This is a genomic window from Actinoplanes sp. CA-051413, from assembly GCF_050955795.1.
Classification (GTDB): Bacteria; Actinomycetota; Actinomycetes; order Mycobacteriales; family Micromonosporaceae; genus Actinoplanes.
In genome coordinates this window covers 5,682,746-5,696,571 of record NZ_CP192100.1, presented here as the reverse complement: position 1 = coordinate 5,696,571, position 13,826 = coordinate 5,682,746, and the positions used below count along the sequence as shown (strand labels likewise).

The window sequence follows — 13,826 nt, the reverse complement described above, 5'->3', positions numbered from 1 at the left end:
AGAGACCGCTCTCGATACGTCTGCCCGGATTGTCGGGCACTGTCCTGTTCTTCTTGCAGTAAAGACAGTTGATCAAGGACGTCGACACCGAGAAAGGGCAGGTCGACGGCGTTCTCGCAGGTCGTTGCATCCGCAAGAAATTTCAAAGATCAACTTAACAAGCGTTACGCGCCGATGTCAGGCGGCGGTGATGTCCACGCTCTCGGCGGCCCGGCCGGCCTTGTGGATCGCGGTGGAGCCGCGCACCACCAGCTCGGGGGAGAAGACGTACTCCGAGCGGGGCGCGCCGTGGCCGTTGATCTCGTCGACGAGCTGGCGGATCGCCGCGTTGCCCATCGCCGCCACCGGCTGGCGCAGCGTGGTCAGCGGCGGGTCGGTGAACGCGATCAGCGGCGAGTCGTCGAAGCCGACCACCGAGACGTCCCGGGGCACGCTCAGGCCGCGCCGGCGGGCCGCCCGGATGGCGCCCAGGGCCATCAGGTCCGAACCGCACACGATGCCGGTCGCACCCCGGCTGAGCAGCTGACCCGCCGCCACCTCGCCGCCCTCGACACCGAACAGGGTCAGCGCCACCAGCTCCTCCAGCTCGCGGTCGCCGGCGCCCAGCTCACGGCGCATGGCGGCGCGGTAGCCGGCCAGCTTGCGCTGCACGTTGAGGAAGCGGTCCGGGCCGGAGACGAAGCCGATCCGGGTGTGCCCGAGCGCGACCAGGTGGGAGACCGCCAGCTCGCCGGCCAGCCGGTCGTCGCAGGAGATGAACGGGGCGTCCAGGCCCTCGGCGTACCCGTTGATCAGCACGATCGGCAGCGGCCGCTGCACCAGGCGGCGGTAGCGCTCGTGGTCGGCGGTGGTGTCGGCGTGCAGGCCGGAGACGAAGACGATGCCGGACACCTGGCGGTCGAGCAGCATCTCGACGTACTCGTCCTCGGTGACGCCGCCCGGCGTCTGGGTGCACAGCACCGGGGTGAAGCCGCTCTGCGACAGCGCCGACTCGATGGTCTGCGCGAAGGCCGGGAAGATCGGGTTCTCCAGCTCCGGGACGATCAGGCCGACCAGCCCGGCGCTGCGCTTGCGCAACCGCTCGGGCCGCTCGTAGCCCAGCACATCGAGGGCGGTCAGCACCGCCTGGCGGGTTTCGGTGGAGACGCCGGGCCGGTCGTTGAGGACCCGCGACACCGTCGCCTCGCTGACCTCGGCCTGGCGCGCGATGTCGGACAAACGTGCGCGCATGGGCGTCACTATAGAGCCGTCCGCGATGCGGGATCGCCGACTGACCGCGTCTGGAACTTCTTGCGGAAGCATTGCAAGGTCTTCCATTGGTGGTAATCCCTTGCTAACGTCCCCGCAACAGCCGAGCTGGGCCTATGGGGGCCTTGCTTCCGGTTCCCCCCTTTATGTCCGTGCCACCTCTTCGGGCCGTGCCGTGCCCGATAGGAGAAGATTATGCGCATCCGTACCGCGGGTGTCGTCACCGCTCTCGCCCTGGCGCTCGCCGCCGCGGGCTGCAGCAGCGGCGGCGATCCCGAAACCCCTTCCTCCGCCGCGCCCGCCGGAGCCGGCGGCAAGCTGGTCATCTGGGGCGACGACAAGCGCGCCGCCGCCCTCAAGCCCTTCGCCGACAAGTTCGGCCAGGAGAACGGCGTCACCGTCGAGGTGCAGGCCATCTCCAAGGACCAGCAGACCACCTTCGTCACCGCGTCGCAGCAGGGCAGCGGGCCCGACGTGATGGTCGGCGCGCACGACTGGATCGGCAACCTCGTGCAGAACGGCGCGATCGACCCGGTGCAGCTGACCGCCGAGCAGCAGCAGGGCCTGGCCCCGAACGCGGTCAAGGCGGTCACCTTCAACGGCCAGGTCTACGGCGTGCCGTACGCGACCGAGAACCTGGCGCTGATCCGCAACACCAAGCTGGCGCCCGAGGCCCCGGCCACGATGGAGGATCTGGTCGCGACGGCCAAGAAGCTGCGGTCCGGCAAGAAGGCGAGCGAGCTGCTCTGCCTCCAGGTGGGACAGAACGGCGACGCCTACCACGCGTACCCGCTGTTCAGCTCGGCCGGCGGCTACCTGTTCGGCACCGCGGCCAACGGCGACTACGACAAGAACGACCTCGGCATCGCCAAGCCCGAGTCGATCGCCGCCTTCCAGAAGATCCGGGCGCTGGGCGAGAAGGGTGACGGCGCCCTGAAGCGGTCGATCACCGTGGAGAACTCCATCGCCACCTTCACCGCGGGCAAGTGCGCGTACCTGGTCTCCGGGCCGTGGGCGGTCACCGACGTGAAGAAGGCCAAGATCGCGTACGACATCTCGGTCGTGCCCGGTTTCGCCGGCGCCAAGCCGGCCCAGCCGTTCCTGGGTGTGCAGTCGTTCTACGTCGCGGCGAAGGGCAAGAACAAGGCGCTGGCGCAGGAGTTCGTCACCAACTACGTCACCACGCCGGAGCTCGCCGTGGCGCTCTACCAGGCCGAACCCCGCCCGCCGGTGCTCACCGCGGCCTACGACCAGGTCAAGGGAGCGGACCCGGACCTGGCCAAGTTCGTCGAGGCCGGCAAGAACGCGGTGCCGCTGCCGGCGATCCCGGAGATGGCGTCGGTCTGGGACCCGTTCAGCAAGGCGGAGTCCGCAGTGGTCGGCGGCGCCGACCCGAAGACGGCTCTGACCGCGGCAGCCAAGACGATCTCGGGCCAGATCAAGTCATGACCGACTGCACCGAACCTCGCCCGGCGGGAGTCGCCGACGGCCGCGCCGGTGAGGGCCAGAAGGGCATGACGAAGGTGGCCCGGCAATGACTGCTCTTCTCGAGCGGGAGACCGCCCCGGCCGAGGCCCCGCGCCCCGGCCGGGGTGGCCTCGCCGGCCCCCTCGTCAAGATCGCCCTGCTCGGGCTGGTCGCCGGGCTCGCCGTCTGGGCGGCGTTCCCGCTGATCGCCGAGCGGGCCTGGATCGGCCTGGCCGTGCTGCTGGCCGCCACGGCCGGACTGTTCTACCTGTACACCGGCCGCCGGCGGGTGCCCGCCAAGTACCTCGTGCCCGGCACCCTGTTCCTCATCGTCTTCCAGCTGTTCCCGGTGGCGTACACGGCGGCGACCGCGTTCACCAACTTCAGCGACGGGCACCGCGGGGACAAGCGGGAGGCCGTCGTGGCCATCCAGACCGCGTCGGTCACCCGGGTGCCGGGCTCCACCGAGTACGCGCTGACGGTCGCCACCACCGGCGACCCGGCGACCGGGCCCCTGACCTTCCTCGTGACCGACCCGGCCACCAAGGTTGTCTCGGCCGGCACCGGCGAGGGGCTCAAGGCGCTCCCGGCCGGCGACGTGACCGTGACCGCCACCGGCCGGGTCACCGCCGCCGCGGGCTACACGCTGCTCAACGGGGGTCAGGCCAGCGCGCGCAGCCAGGAGATCACCGACCTGGCCGTGCCGACCGCGGGCGGGGCGATCCGCTCGCAGGGACTGTCGCGGGCGTACGAGGGCAAGGCCGGACGGGCGTACGAAGCGGGCTGCGACTGCGTCCGGGACACGACCACCGGCCGGACCTGGACCGCGGACGAGAAGGTGGGCGCGTTCGTGGCGGCCGACGGCGAGCGGCTGGCCCAGGGCTGGCGGGTCGGCGTCGGGCTGAGCAACTTTACCCGGCTCGTCACAGACTCCGCGATCGCCGGCCCGTTCGCCCGTACCCTGATCTGGAACCTGTTCTTCGCCCTGGCCTCCACCGGCGGGACCTTCGTGCTCGGCCTGGGCTGTGCTCTGGCTCTGCACTCGCCACGGGTCCGTGGTCGGGGCCTCTATCGGACGCTGCTGGTGCTGCCCTACGCGATGCCGTCGTTCGCGATGCTGCTGGTCTGGCGGGACATGTTCAACACCGACTTCGGGCTGATCAACAACCTGTTCGGGCTGGACGTGGACTGGTTCGGCGGGGCCGCGTCCGCCCGGATCGCGGTGATCCTGGTGCAGCTGTGGCTCGGCTATCCGTACATGTTCCTGGTCGCCACCGGGGCGCTGCAGGCGATCCCGCCCGAGCTGTCCGAGGCCTCCCGCATCGACGGGGCCTCGCCGTGGCAGTCGCTCAAGCGGGTCACCCTGCCGCTGCTGCTGGTGGCGCTGACGCCGCTGCTGATCTCGTCGTTCGCGTTCAACTTCAACAACTTCAACGCGATCTACCTGACCACCGACGGCGCGCCGTTCCCGGCCGACAACCCGGCCAACGGCGCCACCGACCTGCTGATCACCTACACCTACCGGCTGGCCTTCGGCGGCTCCGGCGCCCAGTACGGCTTCGCCGCGGCGGTGTCCATCTTCATCTTCGTGATCGTCGCGGTGATCTCCACGGTCAGCTTCCGCCGCACCCGCCGCCAGGAAGAGGTCTACTCATGAGCTGGTTCTCCCGGGTCGGGTGGCGGCACGGGGTCGCGGTGCTGGCCCTGATCTTCTCGCTGTTCCCGATCGTGTTCGTGGTGTCGGCGGCGCTCAACCCGCTGGGCACGCTGTCGTCGACCGCGGCCGTGCCGACCGGGGCGTCGCTGGGCAACTTCGGCAACCTGCTCGCCGACACGGACTTCGCCCGCTGGTTCGGCAACTCCGTGCTGATCGCGGGCGTGTCGGCGCTGGCGTCGGTGTTCCTGTCGGCGCTGGCCGCGTACGCCTTCAGCCGGATGCGTTTCCGCGGCCGCCGGATCGGCCTGCTGGCCCTGCTGCTGATCCAGATGTTCCCGCAGTTCCTGGCGATCGTGGCGATCTTCCTGATGTTCTCCACCATCACCGACCTGTGGCCGGCCATCGGCTTCAACCAGGCCTGGGGCCTGATCCTGCTCTACCTGGGCGGGGCGCTGGGGGTGAACACCTGGCTGATGAAGGGCTTCTTCGACACGGTGCCGAGGGAGCTGGACGAGTCGGCCACGATGGACGGCGCGTCGCACGCCCAGACGTTCTTCCGGATCCTGCTGCCGCTGGTCGCCCCGATCCTGGCGGTGACCGGCCTGCTGGCCTTCATCGGCACGATCAACGAGTTCCTGATCGCCAACGTCTTCCTGACCGACACGGACGCCAAGACCCTGTCGGTCGGCATGTACGGCCTGGTGGCGGGGGAGCGCAACAACAACTTCGGAATGTTCTGCGCGGGCACCCTGCTGACGGCGGTCCCGACCGTGCTGGTCTTCCAGTTCCTGCAGCGCTACATCGTCAACGGCCTCACCGCGGGGGCAGTCAAGGGCTGACCGGGCGGGTCACCTCGTCCCGGGCGGCGTCGAGGCCCGCTGCGGCCAGCGCGCCGGCGGCCCCGTCGTCGAAGCGTTCGTAGCGGGCCACCCGGCCGTCCTCGACCCGGAACAGCGAACCGATCCGGAAGCTGTCCTGCGGCTCGCCGGTGGCCGGGTCGTGCCAGGTGGCGTCCTGCTCGACCACGACGAGGCCGTCGCCGCCGCAGAACCAGCGCAGCGGCTGCGACGAGAAGCCCGAGCGGGCCAGCCACTCGCTCAGCACCGCGCGGGGAGCGCTGCCGCGCCCGCGGGGTCCTACGATGTCGACCTGCTCCTGGCTCAGGGACTCCACGCGGGCGCCGTCGCCGGCGTTGACGGCGGTCAGCCACTGCTCGACGACGCCGAGCGCGCCGCGGGTCCGGGTCGCATTCGTCATGCCGACAGGATAGGACGCGCGCCGGTCAGCGCACACCGCTCATCAGCCGGCCGATCGGCCGGGCGGCCAGGGCCAGGGCGGCCCCGATCACGATCGCGACCAGGCCCAGGATGCCGAAGTACGCGGTCTCGTGGTCCTCGCTGTAGTACTTCGCGAGGGTGCCCGAGGCCGCCGTGCCCAGCGCCACCGACAGGAAGAACAGCGCGACCATCTGGGTGTGGAACACCGCCGGCGCCAGCTTGGTGGACAGCGACAGTCCGACCGGGGACAGCAGCAGCTCGGCGACGGTGAAGACCAGCAGGATGCCGGCCAGTGCGAGCAGCGGAGCGCTGTTCGGGCCGCCGCCGGCCAGCGGCAGGAAGAGCAGGAACGCCACGCCCATGATCGCGGTGCCGGCGGCGAACTTGATCGGGGTTCCCGGCTGGCGCGGGCCGAGCCGGGTCCACAGCGCGGCGAAGACGCCGGACAGCACGATGATGAAGACCGGGTTGATCGACTGCACCCAGGACACCGGCATCTCCCAGCCGAACAGGTCACGGTCGAGGCGCTGGTCGGAGTAGATCGTCACGACCGTGAACTGCTGCTGGTACAGCGACCAGAACACCGCGCTGGCGATGAACAGCGGGATGAACGCGTACACCCGGCGCCGCTCGACGTCGGTGATCCGGTGGCTGCGCAGGATGACCACGAAGTAGGCGACCGCCGCGGCGATGCTCAGCACGATGACCACGTTCGACAAGGCACTGGCCTGCAGCACGCCGGTCAGGGCCAGCACCAGGATCAGCACCGCGGCCGCGGCAACGACCAACGCCACCGGCAGGCGGCGCTGCGGCGGCAGCGGATTGGGTACGACCCGGGCGGCCCCGGTGAGCCGCTTGCGGCCGATCGTGTACTGGATCAGCCCGATCGCCATGCCGACCGCGGCCAGTGCGAAGCCGGCGTGGAAGCCCCAGTTCTTCTGCAGCAGCCCGGTCAGCAGCGGGCCGACCAGGGCGCCGAGGTTGATGCCCAGGTAGAACAGGGAGAAGCCGGCGTCGCGGCGTTCGTCGTGCTCGTCGTACAGGCCGCCGACCAGCGACGTGGCTGTGGCCTTGACCCCGCCGCTGCCGATCGCGATGAGGATCAGGCCGACGGTGACACCGGTCAGCCCGGGCAGCGCCGCGAGACTGATGTGCCCGGCCATCACCAGGACCGCGCTGAGGAACAGCACCCGTTCCGGCCCGAGCAGGCGGTCGGCTGCCCAGGCGCCGAGGATCGTGGCCAGATAGACGGAGCCGCCGTACGCGCCGACGATGCTCGTGGCGGTCTGCTCGGACAGGCCCAGCCCGCCGTCGGCCGCGGAGTAGTACAGGTAGATCAGCAGGATGCCCTGCATGCCGTAGAACGAGAACCGTTCCCACAGCTCGACCCCGAACAGGTTGGCCAGCACCGGTGGCTGACCGAAGAACGTACGCTCGCGCGGTGCCGTCTCCTGCGTCATGACTGTGTCGCATACCGCATCCGACGCCGCCGTAAACGACCGTGCCGGCCCGGATCTTGCCCCGCGGCGCGCGGATGACCAGGCTGGTGCCGTGACTACGTCGGGTGGGATGCGGGAACGCACGCAGTGGACGCGGGGGCTCGGTGCGCCGCTGCGGGCGTTCCTGCGTACCGAATCGGGCAGTGCCGGGGTGCTCGTCGCGGCCATCGCCGCCGCACTGATCTGGGCCAACGTCGACACCGCGTCGTACGACGCGGTGTGGCGCACCGATTTCTCGGTGCGGTTCGGCGCCATGGGGATCACCGAGGACCTGCGGACCTGGATCAACAGCGGGCTGATGACGCTGTTCTTCCTCGTGGTGGGCCTGGAGGCGCGGCGCGAGTTCGACCTCGGCGACCTGCGCGACCGGCGGCGTTTCCTGCTGCCCAGCGCCGCCGGGCTGGTCGGGATGCTGATCCCGGTGCTGATCTACCTGGCCGTCACCCACGGCGGCCCGGGCGCGCACGGCTGGGGCATCGCGATGTCCACCGACACGGCGCTGGCGCTGGGCCTGCTCGCTCTGGTCGGCCGGGGCGTGCCCGACTCGATCCGGGTCTTCCTGCTCACCGTGTTCGTGGTCGACGACCTGGTCGCGCTGCTGGTCATCGCGGTGGTCTACAGCGAGGACATCGCCATGATGCCGCTGCTGATCGCCGGCGCGGCCTTCGGGGTGTGGCTGCTGCTGCGCACGTTCGGCGTCCGCAGCGCCTTCAGCTACGCGGTCGTGGGGCTGGTGCTCTGGGCGGCGATGCTGGCCAGCGGCGTCGACCCGGTGGTGGCCGGCCTGGCGATGGGCCTCACGGCGGTGGCCTACACCCCGGTACGGGAGAACCTCGAAGCCGCCAGCGGGCTCTTCAAGCTGTTCCGCGAGCAGCCGACGCCGGAGCTGGCCCGTACCGCCGCGCGCGGGCTCACCCAGACGCTCTCGCCCAACGACCGCCTCCAGCGGATCTACCACCCCTGGTCAAGCTACGTGATCGTGCCTCTGTTCGGCCTGGCCAACGCGGGCATCGCGATCGACGGCAGCTTCCTGAGCCGGGCGTTCACCTCACCGGTGACCTGGGGCGTCATCCTCGGCTACCTGATCGGCAAGCCGGTCGCGGTGGTCGGGGTGTCCGCGCTGCTCACGGCGGCGACCGGTGGCCGGGTACGCCCCACGGTCGGCTGGGCGGCGGTGCTGGGCAGCGGCACCATCGCCGGCATCGGCTTCACCGTGTCGCTGCTGATCGCGGCGCTGGCGTTCGAAGGCCCGGAGCTGGCCGAGGCCAAGATCGGCGTGCTGACCGCGGCGGCCGGCGCGTCGCTGATCACCTGGGCGGTCTTCCGCGCGACTCGGATGCTGGCCCCGCAACGCCGGGCCCGGGCCATGCTCGGCGACACCGAGGAACTGATCGACCTGATCCCGGCCGTCGACCCCGAACGCGACCACGTCCGCGGACCACAGGACGCGTCGGTCACGGTCGTCGAGTACGGCGACTTCCAGTGCCCGTACTGCGGCCAGGCCGAACCGGCGGTCCGGGACCTGATCACCGACACGGATCTGCGCTACGTCTGGCGGCACCTGCCGCTTCCGGACGTGCACCCGCAGGCGCGGCTGGCCGCCGAAGCCGCGGAGGCGGCCGCCAGCCAGGGCAAGTTCTGGGAGTTCCACGATCTGCTGCCGGCCCACCAGGACCACCTCAAGATCATGGACCTGCTCCGGTACGCCGACCAGCTCGGCCTGGACACGAACCGCTTCCACGACGAGCTGATGGACCACCGGCACGCGCCACGGGTCACGGACGATGTGGACTCGGCCGACCTGAGCGGGGTGTCCGGCACGCCGACGTTCTTCATCAACGGGAGCCGGCACTACGGGGCGTACGACATCGTGACGCTCAAGCAGGCGGTGAAGACGGCTCGGGTCCGGGCGGGTCTGGCCCGGATTCCTCAGCCCGCCCACGAGGAGGAGACCGCCTGACGGCGGCCCTCGCATCCGCTTGCCCATGCAGCAGGCAAGGCCAGCTTCGCGAGGGGGACCCTCCCTTCAACCCAGTAACCTAGGATGCCCTACGCCGTGAGAGGAGCGACACGTCGCGCCCACCTCGGGGTTGCTCGACGAAGGGGCATGCTTGCCGGCGACCGGCGACCGGCGACCGGCGACCGGCGACCGGCGACCGGCGCTCGAGGCGCCCGCGACGGCGCTCTAACTGGCCGCGACGAGGTCCTTGACCAGGGCGACCGCAACATCGGCCTGCTGAGCAGCGTCCGGCCGGCCCGCCACCGCATAAAGGCCCTCGATGACCAGCCAGACCCGATCGGCCAGCCCCGGCGAACCCCCAGCGGCCCGCGCAAGCTCATCAACCCGAGCCCGCGACGACGCCAGGTACTCCCGAGCGACCCGCCCCGGCACGTCGTCCTCAGACGGAAACTCGGTCAGGTAGTTGCGCATGGCGCACCCTCGGAACCCCGGCTCCCGTACCCGGTCGGCGATCTCGGCCACCAGAGCGACCACCGCCTCCCGCCCCTCACCGGCCGCCGCGAGGGCCCGCTCGGTCGACCGTTCCCGCTCGGCGCGAACCAAGGACAGATAAGCCGCCACCAGCTCGTTCTTGCCCGGATAGTGCGAGTACAGCAGGTTCTTGCCGCAGCCCGCCGCCGCCACGATCTGGGCCATGCCCACCGCCCGGACGCCCTGGCTGTAGAAGAGCGGGGCCACCGTCGAGACGATGCGGGCGCGGGTGCCGGGTGCTGCCGTGCGGGCCATGTGGCCAATGTAACGGACCGATCGGTCCGCCCAGCCCTTAGGATCGGACCGATCGGTCCGCCATTCGAGGGGGAGGCACGACATGCGCGACGCGGTTATCGTCGAAGCGGTACGCACACCCGTGGCCAAGGGCAAGCCCGGCGGCGCCTACGCGGAGATCCACCCGGTCGACCTGCACGCCCACGTCCTGCGCGCCGTCACCGCCCGGCTCGACGGCCTCGACCCGGCCGAGCTCGACGACGTCATCGGGGGCACGGTCGGTCAGGTCGGCGAGCAGAGCACCAACAACACCCGGCTGGCCGTGCTCGCCGCCGGCTTCCCCGAGTCCGTGCCGGGCACCACCGTCGACCGGCAGTGCGGCAGCAGCCAGCAGGCGTTGAGCTTCGCCGCCCAGGGGGTCGTCGCCGGCGCCTACGACATCGTGGTGGCTTCCGGGGTCGAGTCGATGAGTCGCGTACCCATCGGCAGCTCCGCCCTGGTCGACGGCGCGCGGGCGTTCGTCGGCGGGCCCGCGGTCGCGGAGCGTTATCCCGGCGGGCTGATCCCGCAGGGGATCAGCGCCGAGCTGATCGCCCGGCGCTGGGGTCTGTCGCGCACGCAGCTCGACGAGTTCGCCGCGACCAGCCACCAGCGGGCGGCCGAGGCGTGGAAGCAGGGCTGGTTCGCCGGCCAGGTCGCGCCGCTGGCCGGACTGGAGACCGACGAGACGATCCGGCCCGGCACCACGGTCGGGACGCTGGCCGGGCTGCGGCCCGCGTTCGCCGACGACCGCTGGGCCCAGCGCTTCGGCGACCTGGAGTGGAAGGTCACGGCCGGCAACTCCAGCCCGGTCAATGACGGCGCCGCCGCGCTGGTCGTCACCACCAGTGAGATCGCCCGGCAGCGGGGCTGGCGGCCGCGGGCGCGGGTGCACACCGCGACGGCCGTGGGCGACGACCCGATCATGATGCTGACCGGCATCATCCCGGCGACCGCCAAGGTGCTGGCCCGGGCCGGTCTCACCCTGACCGACATCGACGCGTTCGAGGTCAACGAGGCGTTCTCGTCGGTGGTGCTGGCCTGGCTGGCCGAGACCGGCGCCGACCCGGCGAAGGTCAACGTCGACGGGGGCGCGATCGCCATCGGTCACCCGCTGGGCGCCAGCGGCGCCCGGCTGGCGACCACCCTGCTGGGCGTGCTGGAACGCACCGGGGGACGCTTCGGGCTGCAGACCATGTGCGAAGCCGGCGGTACGGCCAACGCCACCGTCATCGAGCGCCTGGTCTAAAGCGGTCGCACCGGGTGGAAGCCGAACGGCAGCTCCAGCCGGTGCGCCCGGAGCAGCTCCTCGTCGGCCAGCAGATCGGCGGTGGGGGCGTCGGCCACGATCCGGCCGTCGTCGAGGATCACCGAGCGTGGGCACAACTGCAGCGCGTACGGCAGATCGTGGGTCACCATCAGCACCGTCACCGGCAGCCGTTCGATGATCTCGGCCAGTTCCCGGCGGCTCGCCGGGTCCAGGTTGGACGAGGGCTCGTCCAGCACCAGCAGCTCGGGCCGCATCGCCAGCACGGTGGCCACTGCGACCCGGCGGCGCTGGCCGAACGACAGGTGCAGCGGCACCTGGTCGCGGTGCGCGGCCATGTCCACGGCTTCGAGCGCCTCGTCGACCCGGGTCTGCAGCTCGGCGCCGCGCAGCCCGAGGTTGGCCGGCCCGAAGGCGACGTCCTCGGCGACGGTCGGCATGAAGAGCTGGTCGTCGGGGTCCTGGAAGACGATGCCGACCCGCCGGCGGATCTCGGCCAGCCTGGCCCGGTCGCGCGCGTCCACCCGCAGCCCGCCGACGTCGACTGTGCCGGCGCCGCCGTGCAGGATGCCGTTGAGGTGCAGGACCAGGGTCGTCTTGCCGGCGCCGTTGGGCCCGAGCAGCGCGACCCGGTCCCCGGCGCCGACGCAGAGGTCGACACCGCGCAGCGCGACGCTGCCGTCGGGATAGGCGTAGGTGAGGCCGGCGATCTCCAGGCTCACGCCAGCACCGCCGTGAGCGCGATGGCGGCGGCCGCGGCGGGCAGCACGGCCGAGGCCGCCCAGTCGGCGGTCGTGGCGCCGCCTGCCTCGGGCCGGGGGAGCCGTCCGTCGTAGCCGCGGGAGACCATCGCCAGATACACCCGCTCGCCGCGCTCGTACGCCCGCAGGAACAGTGCCCCCACGCCGACCGCGAACGCCTTGACCTGCCACAGGAACCGCGGGTCGTAGCCGCGCGAGAGCCGGGCGATGCGCATCCGGCGCGCGTCGTCGGCCAGGATGTCCAGGTAGCGCAGCATGAACGTGGCGATCTGGGTGAAGACCCGCGGGCAGTGCAGCCGGTCCAGGCCCAGGATCAGGTCACGCATGGTGGTGGTGGCCGCCAGCAGCAGCGAGGCGACCACGCCCAGGGTGCCCTTGGCGACGATGTTCCACGCGCCGTGCAGCCCGTCCACCGACAGCGACATGCCGAGCCAGGTGATCCGCTCGCCGTGCCCGGCGAACGGCAGGGCGACGGCGAGCACGACGAACGGCAGCTCGATGGTGGCGCGCTTGGCCAGCCACGGCAGCGGCACCCGGGCCAGCACCGCCACCACCGCGAGCAGCAGCGCGTAACCGCCGAACGCGGCGAACTCGGTGCGCGGGGTGGCCACCACGACGATGGTGAACAGCAGCGTCGCGAGGATCTTCACCTCGGGGGCCAGGGCGTGCACCGGGCTCGGCCGGTCCAGGTGCAGCGGGTGGGCGTGGCCCGCGCCCATCAGACCTTCTCGGGGCTGCGCCGGCGGACGAGCCAGAAGACGCCGCCGCCGATCGCGAACGTCACCAGCACGCCCAGCACCCCGGCCAGCCCGGTCGACAGGTACGGGTTGTCGATGCCGCGGATGCCGTAGTCGGCCAGCGGGCTGTCGGCGACCTGGTGGTCCTGCTCCCGCTGAAGCATGCAGGTGCCGCCGGTGATCTCCCCGTGGGAGTCGAAGGTGCAGCCCTCGCGGGCAGTCGCGTCCAGGCCGTCCGGGCTGCCGGAGGCGAAGTTGCTGACCACGCCGGCCAGCAGCAGAGCGACCAGCAGGCCGCCGGCCAGGAACCAGCCGAGTCGCCGGGTCATGCCTTACCTCCCGAGACAGTGGCGGGCGCTTCGGCGGGGGTGGCCGCCACCGGCGCCGGTGGGGTGCGGAAGCGGCGCAGCGCGTAGACCAGGTCCGGCCGGACCTTGGCCACGGTCGCCACGGTGGTCGCCGCGATCAGGCCCTCGCCGATGCCGATCAGCACGTGGGTGCCGGCCATCGTGCCGGAGACCCAGGGCAGGGAGAGCTGGGTGGTGCCGCCGAGCCAGTACTCGAACACGAAGCCCTGCGAGGCGGCCACCACCCCGACGATCGAGGCGATCAGGGCGGTCGCCCCGAGCCCGGACGGGGTCTTGGGCAGCACCCGCAGCAGGCCGGCGACCAGCAGGTAACCGGCGGCGGTGCCGATGATCGCCATGTTGGTGATGTTGAGCCCGAGGGCGGTCAGGCCGCCGTCGGCGAACAGCAGGCACTGGATGATCAGCACGGTGGACACGCAGAGCGCGCCGACCCACGGTCCGACCAGGACGACAGCCAGGGTGCCGCCGAGCAGGTGGCCGGAGACGCCGGGCAGCACCTGGAAGTTGAGCATCTGCACGGCGAAGATGAAGGCCGCGACGAGGCCGGCCATCGGGGCCAGCCGGTCGTCGAGGTCGGCCCGGGCCCGCCACACGCAGAACGCCAGCGCGAGGGCGGCGAAAGCGGCGAAGATCGCCGACACCGGGCCGTTCACGATCCCGTTGGCGATGTGCATCGTCTGGACGTCCATGGATCCCCCTCCGGCCGCGGGCACGCCTCGATCAGCATATGGGTCACCGTGGCAGTTGCAAACTATTGGCAACAGCGTCCGGGTGGCTGCGA

Annotated in this window: 13 protein-coding genes; 5 read left to right on the top strand and 8 right to left on the bottom strand. The window is 71.3% G+C overall.

The annotated features are described in order from the left end of the window. Nucleotides 1-177: 177 nt before the first annotated feature. Entirely contained in the window at nucleotides 178-1,230 is a 1,053-nt protein-coding gene (locus tag ACQP2Y_RS26905; RefSeq protein ID WP_360828894.1) for a LacI family DNA-binding transcriptional regulator, read from the bottom strand. Between the two features lie 213 nt (nucleotides 1,231-1,443). Here ACQP2Y_RS26905 and ACQP2Y_RS26900 point away from each other — a divergent pair, with 213 nt between their 5' ends. The 3 genes from ACQP2Y_RS26900 to ACQP2Y_RS26890 all read left to right on the top strand — a co-directional run bounded on the left by ACQP2Y_RS26900 (nucleotide 1,444) and on the right by ACQP2Y_RS26890 (nucleotide 5,211). Beyond that, entirely contained in the window at nucleotides 1,444-2,697 is a 1,254-nt protein-coding gene (locus ACQP2Y_RS26900) for a sugar ABC transporter substrate-binding protein (protein WP_433717809.1), read from the top strand. 85 nt (nucleotides 2,698-2,782) lie between these two features. Next, nucleotides 2,783-4,372 carry an ABC transporter permease subunit gene (locus tag ACQP2Y_RS26895; protein ID WP_433717808.1) on the top strand — a complete coding sequence of 530 codons (1,590 nt, stop codon included), beginning with the start codon at nucleotides 2,783-2,785 and terminating at the stop codon, nucleotides 4,370-4,372. Continuing rightward, a complete protein-coding gene (locus tag ACQP2Y_RS26890) occupies nucleotides 4,369-5,211 on the top strand; it encodes a sugar ABC transporter permease (RefSeq protein WP_433717807.1) in 843 nt (280 codons plus the stop codon). Before ACQP2Y_RS26895 ends, ACQP2Y_RS26890 begins: the two co-directional genes overlap by 4 nt. On the opposite strand, the gene ACQP2Y_RS26885 is transcribed toward ACQP2Y_RS26890, so the two are convergent. Beyond that, on the bottom strand, nucleotides 5,201-5,629 hold the full coding sequence (locus ACQP2Y_RS26885) for a nuclear transport factor 2 family protein (RefSeq protein ID WP_433717806.1): 429 nt from the start codon (nucleotides 5,627-5,629) through the stop codon (nucleotides 5,201-5,203). The two genes, ACQP2Y_RS26890 and ACQP2Y_RS26885, sit on opposite strands and share 11 nt — an antisense overlap. Nucleotides 5,630-5,654: 25 nt before the next feature. Further along, the gene (locus ACQP2Y_RS26880) at nucleotides 5,655-7,109 is read right to left on the bottom strand and encodes a peptide MFS transporter (protein WP_433717805.1); all 1,455 of its coding nucleotides are present in this window, start codon (nucleotides 7,107-7,109) and stop codon (nucleotides 5,655-5,657) included. 91 nt (nucleotides 7,110-7,200) lie between these two features. Here ACQP2Y_RS26880 and nhaA point away from each other — a divergent pair, with 91 nt between their 5' ends. Continuing rightward, nucleotides 7,201-9,108, top strand: a complete 1,908-nt coding sequence (gene nhaA, locus ACQP2Y_RS26875) for a Na+/H+ antiporter NhaA (RefSeq protein WP_433717804.1) — start codon at nucleotides 7,201-7,203, stop codon at nucleotides 9,106-9,108. A gap of 225 nt (nucleotides 9,109-9,333) precedes the next feature. Here the strand turns inward: nhaA and ACQP2Y_RS26870 are convergent, their stop codons facing one another. Then, nucleotides 9,334-9,894, bottom strand: coding sequence for a TetR/AcrR family transcriptional regulator (locus ACQP2Y_RS26870; protein ID WP_433717803.1), 561 nt, complete (start codon nucleotides 9,892-9,894; stop codon nucleotides 9,334-9,336). Between the two features lie 82 nt (nucleotides 9,895-9,976). Here ACQP2Y_RS26870 and ACQP2Y_RS26865 point away from each other — a divergent pair, with 82 nt between their 5' ends. After that, entirely contained in the window at nucleotides 9,977-11,161 is a 1,185-nt protein-coding gene (locus ACQP2Y_RS26865; RefSeq protein WP_433717802.1) for a thiolase family protein, read from the top strand. Here the strand turns inward: ACQP2Y_RS26865 and ACQP2Y_RS26860 are convergent. Genes ACQP2Y_RS26860 through ACQP2Y_RS26845 form a run of 4 tightly spaced genes read right to left on the bottom strand, consistent with a single transcriptional unit; the run spans nucleotide 11,158 to nucleotide 13,734 of the window. Beyond that, complete coding sequence (locus ACQP2Y_RS26860; RefSeq protein WP_433717801.1) at nucleotides 11,158-11,901, bottom strand: energy-coupling factor ABC transporter ATP-binding protein; 744 nt, start codon at nucleotides 11,899-11,901, stop codon at nucleotides 11,158-11,160. The genes ACQP2Y_RS26865 and ACQP2Y_RS26860 overlap by 4 nt on opposite strands. Beyond that, a complete protein-coding gene (cbiQ, locus tag ACQP2Y_RS26855) occupies nucleotides 11,898-12,659 on the bottom strand; it encodes a cobalt ECF transporter T component CbiQ (protein ID WP_433717800.1) in 762 nt (253 codons plus the stop codon). Before cbiQ ends, ACQP2Y_RS26860 begins: the two co-directional genes overlap by 4 nt. Then, nucleotides 12,659-13,006, bottom strand: a complete 348-nt coding sequence (locus ACQP2Y_RS26850) for a PDGLE domain-containing protein (protein WP_433717799.1) — start codon at nucleotides 13,004-13,006, stop codon at nucleotides 12,659-12,661. Before ACQP2Y_RS26850 ends, cbiQ begins: the two co-directional genes overlap by 1 nt. Then, nucleotides 13,003-13,734 carry an energy-coupling factor ABC transporter permease gene (locus ACQP2Y_RS26845; protein WP_433717798.1) on the bottom strand — a complete coding sequence of 244 codons (732 nt, stop codon included), beginning with the start codon at nucleotides 13,732-13,734 and terminating at the stop codon, nucleotides 13,003-13,005. Before ACQP2Y_RS26845 ends, ACQP2Y_RS26850 begins: the two co-directional genes overlap by 4 nt. Between the last annotated feature and the right edge of the window lie 92 nt (nucleotides 13,735-13,826).

What these genes read in the sequence shown, in the direction of transcription:
- ACQP2Y_RS26885 (WP_433717806.1), bottom strand. Translation starts at nt 5,629, where the DNA reads ATGACGAATGCGACCCGGACCCGCGGCGCGCTCGGCGTCGTCGAGCAG.
- ACQP2Y_RS26850 (WP_433717799.1), bottom strand. Translation starts at nt 13,006, where the DNA reads ATGACCCGGCGACTCGGCTGGTTCCTGGCCGGCGGCCTGCTGGTCGCT.
- ACQP2Y_RS26870 (WP_433717803.1), bottom strand. Translation starts at nt 9,894, where the DNA reads ATGGCCCGCACGGCAGCACCCGGCACCCGCGCCCGCATCGTCTCGACG.
- cbiQ (WP_433717800.1), bottom strand. Translation starts at nt 12,659, where the DNA reads ATGGGCGCGGGCCACGCCCACCCGCTGCACCTGGACCGGCCGAGCCCG.
- ACQP2Y_RS26900 (WP_433717809.1), top strand. Translation starts at nt 1,444, where the DNA reads ATGCGCATCCGTACCGCGGGTGTCGTCACCGCTCTCGCCCTGGCGCTC.
- ACQP2Y_RS26880 (WP_433717805.1), bottom strand. Translation starts at nt 7,109, where the DNA reads ATGACGCAGGAGACGGCACCGCGCGAGCGTACGTTCTTCGGTCAGCCA.
- ACQP2Y_RS26865 (WP_433717802.1), top strand. Translation starts at nt 9,977, where the DNA reads ATGCGCGACGCGGTTATCGTCGAAGCGGTACGCACACCCGTGGCCAAG.
- ACQP2Y_RS26890 (WP_433717807.1), top strand. Translation starts at nt 4,369, where the DNA reads ATGAGCTGGTTCTCCCGGGTCGGGTGGCGGCACGGGGTCGCGGTGCTG.
- ACQP2Y_RS26845 (WP_433717798.1), bottom strand. Translation starts at nt 13,734, where the DNA reads ATGGACGTCCAGACGATGCACATCGCCAACGGGATCGTGAACGGCCCG.
- ACQP2Y_RS26905 (WP_360828894.1), bottom strand. Translation starts at nt 1,230, where the DNA reads ATGCGCGCACGTTTGTCCGACATCGCGCGCCAGGCCGAGGTCAGCGAG.
- ACQP2Y_RS26895 (WP_433717808.1), top strand. Translation starts at nt 2,783, where the DNA reads ATGACTGCTCTTCTCGAGCGGGAGACCGCCCCGGCCGAGGCCCCGCGC.